Here is a 4142-nt window from a genome sequence, read left to right on the forward strand (position 1 = left end):
AGTAATCTCTTTGAGTTCGTTTAGTGATTGATTTCATAACACTCTCCAATTTAATCGTGGAAAAGTGTCAACCTTATTTAGGACGGGTCAGGCTCAGCCATAAAAAAAGCTCGCTAAGCGAGCTTTTTTTATTAAACTAAATTAGGCGAATAAATTAAGCTAATTTCTCAGCTAATAGTACGCTAACACTTTCAACAGCTTGAGTTCCATCAACTGTTAAGTATTGGCAATTACCTGATGTTGCTTCACCTTGGTAAAAATCAACCAATGGCTTAGTTTGCTCATGATAAATAGCTAAACGTTTACGAACAGTTGCTTCTTCATCATCAGGGCGAATAGATAACTCTTCACCTGTTACATCATCCTTACCTTCTTCTTTAGGCGGATTGTAAACTAAATGATAAACTCGCCCAGAACCTGAATGAACTCGACGACCTGCCATACGCTCAACGATTACTTCATCAGGAACGTCAAACTCAAGTACATGGTCTACGGCGATGCCATTTTCTTTCATCGCATCCGCTTGTGGAATAGTACGTGGAAAACCATCAAGTAAAAAACCTGCTTTACAATCATCTTCAGCAATACGTTCTTTAACTAAGCCAATAATTAGCTCATCAGAAACCAATTGCCCAGCATCCATAACTGCTTTCGCTTGTTTACCAAGCTCAGTGCCTGCTTTGATTGCTGCACGAAGCATGTCGCCAGTAGAAATTTGTGGAATACCAAACTTTTCCATTAAAAATTGTGCTTGTGTGCCTTTACCAGCGCCTGGAGCACCTAATAAAACAATGCGCATAATGTGTAACCCTAAATTGATGGTTAAAAGTTAAAAATAATCATTACATTAATATCATCAATTGATCATACTAATGTAATAATTCTTCTATTGAAAAGTGCTTGCGGCAGTCACTATACAAGCTAGGCAATATGCACACAAGAGCCAAATCCTAACAAACATAAAAAAAGGAGGTTTTACCCTCCTTTTTCAGACTAAAGTATTAACTCTATATCAATAAACCGATGAAATTTGACTACTTAGTCAGACTTAACATCAAATTATTTAAACGAGTTACAAAACTAGCTGGATCTTTTAAGCTACCACGCTCTGCTAACATCGCTTGTTCAAACAATACTTCAACCCATTGCTTAAATTGCTCATCGTCTTGCTCATCTGCAACATGTTTCACTAGAGCATGCTCACCATTGATTTCAAAAATTGGTAGTGTCTCTGGCACTTCTTGACCAACAGATTGCATAAGCTTAGCCATTTGGCTGCTCATATCATGTTCATCTGCAACTATACAAGCTGGTGAGTCGGTTAAGCGTTGTGACAATTTCACGTCTTTCGCTTTACCTACAAGAGTCTCTTTAATGCGCTTAACTACAGAATCAAACTCTTTCTCTAACTTCTCTTGCGCTTCTTTTGTTTCTGCATCATCCATATCGCCTAAGTCAAGGCCACCACGTGTTACTGACTGTAATTGCTTGCCATCAAACTCTGTTAAGTGGCTCACTAACCATTCATCAATACGGTCAGACATAAGTAACACTTCAATGCCTTTTTTGCGGAACACTTCTAAATGCGGACTATTTTTCGCTGCTTCAAAACTATCGGCAACCACGTAATAAATTTTATCCTGACCTTCTTTCATACGTTCGATGTATGACGCTAATGACACGCTTTGAGTTGCGGTATCTTCGTTTGTAGAAGCAAAACGTAATAAGCCTGCAACTTGTTCTTTATTGGCATGATCTTCTGCTGGGCCTTCTTTTAGCACTTGGCCAAATTCGTCCCAAAAACCTTGGTATTTTTCAGCATCTTTCTTGCTAAGTTTCTCAAGCATTTTTAATACACGTTTAGTACAACCTTTTCTGATTGCCTGTGTGACTTTATTATCTTGCAGAATTTCACGTGATACGTTTAAAGGTAAATCATTAGAATCTAATAACCCTTTAACAAAACGTAAATATGTTGGCATGAACTGCTCTGCATCATCCATAATGAAGACACGTTGCACATATAGTTTTAAACCATGTTGCTTTTCGCGGTTGTACATATCAAATGGGGCTTTTGAAGGTACGTATAAAAGCGAGGTGTACTCTGTTTTCCCTTCAACTTTATTGTGCTCCCATAATAATGGGTCACCAAAGTCATGTGATACATGCTTATAAAACTCTTTATACTCATCTTCACTAACATCAGCTTTTTCACGTGTCCATAACGCTGTAGCTTTGTTTACTGCTTCCCACAATGCTGGTACTGCATCTCTTGCTTCAACGGCTGGTGTTGTTACATTACCTTCGTCATCTTTTACTTCAGCAACAGCTTCAACTGCCGACACTTCAGGTGTAAGCATTTCAACAGATATAGAGATATGATCTGAGTATTTAGTCACAATAGACTTTAAACGCCAATCATCGGCAAACTCCGACTCATCTTCACGTAAGTGTAAAATGATATCAGTACCACGGTTAGCTTTATCTATTGTTGCGGTAGTAAATTCACCTTCTCCTTCACTAACCCACTCAACACCTTCTGTAGAAGCATCGCCTGCTTTACGTGTACGTACGGTAACTTTGTCAGCAACGATAAAGGCAGAATAAAAACCAACACCAAATTGACCGATTAACTGTGAATCAGCCGCTTGATCACCAGATAATTGTGAGAAAAATTCAGCAGTACCTGACTTAGCAATAGTACCTAAATGCTCAACCACATCATCATGGTTCATGCCAATGCCGTTATCTGAAATAGTAACGGTGTTGTTTTCTTTATCACAACTTACACGAACACGTAATTCGCCATCGTTTTCATATAAACCATTGTCAGAAAGCGCTTTAAAACGCAATTTATCTGCCGCATCAGCAGCATTAGAAACTAACTCACGTAAAAATATTTCTTTATTTGAATAAAGTGAGTGGATCATAAGTTGAAGCAATTGCTTCACTTCTGTTTGGAAACCATGAGTTTCTACTTGATTAGCTTCAGCCATCTAAGCCATCTCCTGTTAAACTTGTTAAATGAATATCAAAAAAATCGATAAAAACTATGTGGGGGATCAGCGAAGATAATTCAAGTAAATAATTCATGAAAATGTAAATTAAGCGCTAGAGCTTTAAACTTCACAAATCAAAATATTAATTTATAAGAAAAATTAAATGGTGACTAAAAGGAAAAAGTAAAAAATAAATTTGAGGTGCTGGACCAGGGGCCCCTAGTCCAGCGGGATATAGTGTAGAAAGTTGATTGACAGATCAGTTCTAACTACAAACCATAACATTAGTAATTTGCTAACAGGGAATGAATAACAAATCAGTAACAATCAAATAGTAACAAACAACAGGTTATATTGTATACGCTCAGAATGTAATAATATATTACACTGAAATAATCAAAAGAGAGGTTTAAAATCAAATAGTTATAAACATGAAACATCTCCAATAAGATTTAACATGTTATTTACAGTTTAAAGAAATTTGAATGACATTCTGTATACAATACCTTCCGATACTAAGTTCCATTTGATAATGTAAAACATGTTATACAACTCTCTTTTCAATTACCATTTAGTGCTACTTAACACGCTTTAGTACGGACAATACTTCCTATGAGGGTAATGTATGTCTTAGAACGACCAAATTAGAATCATAGCAATGTCCTACTCTCAGGTAAAGAGACGCCCAGCTACACACTATCAACCTCGGTGTAAACACAGTTCATTGCTGCTTATCTTAGGCGTTGAGAATGGCGAGTTGAGAATGGGATGAGGTGCACTGAGTTTTACCCAGTTGAAAATAGCAAAACCTGAAAAGCAAAAACCCCGACTCTTTCGAATCGGGGTTTTCTTAATTAGGCGCTTAGCAATGTCCTACTCTCACATGGGAACTCCCACACTACCATCGGCGCTAACACATTTCACTTCTGAGTTCGGAATGGGATCAGGTGGTTCTATGTCGCTATTGTCGCTAAGCAAAAAACGTACAACCTCCACGGATGGAGGAAGTGTCTAAGTTTGTCTAAAACAAACTAGATCAATCTCGGAAATCTAATATAAATCTTATCTTATTCAATCACAAAGTGCGTGACATTACTGTTTGTCAGTCTTCATACAAACCACTTAGGTGTTGTATGGTTAAGC

At 37.4% G+C, this 4142-nt stretch carries 2 protein-coding genes and 1 rRNA gene; all 3 read right to left on the reverse strand.

Features of this window, described 5'->3' with window-relative positions:
- Positions 1 to 154 precede the first annotated feature (154 nt).
- The 3 genes from adk to rrf all read right to left on the reverse strand — a co-directional run bounded on the left by adk (position 155) and on the right by rrf (position 3974).
- A complete protein-coding gene (adk, locus tag EPA86_RS13235) occupies positions 155 to 799 on the reverse strand; it encodes an adenylate kinase (RefSeq protein WP_140604383.1) in 645 nt (214 codons plus the stop codon).
- Positions 800 to 1034: 235 nt separating this feature from the next.
- A complete protein-coding gene (gene htpG / locus EPA86_RS13240; protein ID WP_140604385.1) occupies positions 1035 to 2996 on the reverse strand; it encodes a molecular chaperone HtpG in 1962 nt (653 codons plus the stop codon).
- 863 nt (positions 2997 to 3859) lie between these two features.
- A 5S ribosomal RNA gene (gene rrf, locus EPA86_RS13245) occupies positions 3860 to 3974 on the reverse strand.
- Positions 3975 to 4142: the final 168 nt, after the last annotated feature.

Origin of the sequence: Litorilituus lipolyticus (genome assembly GCF_006439335.1) — a bacterium.
Classification (GTDB): Bacteria; Pseudomonadota; Gammaproteobacteria; order Enterobacterales; family Alteromonadaceae; genus Colwellia; species Colwellia lipolytica.

What these genes read in the sequence shown, in the direction of transcription:
- adk (WP_140604383.1), bottom strand. Translation starts at nt 799, where the DNA reads ATGCGCATTGTTTTATTAGGTGCTCCAGGCGCTGGTAAAGGCACACAA.
- htpG (WP_140604385.1), bottom strand. Translation starts at nt 2,996, where the DNA reads ATGGCTGAAGCTAATCAAGTAGAAACTCATGGTTTCCAAACAGAAGTG.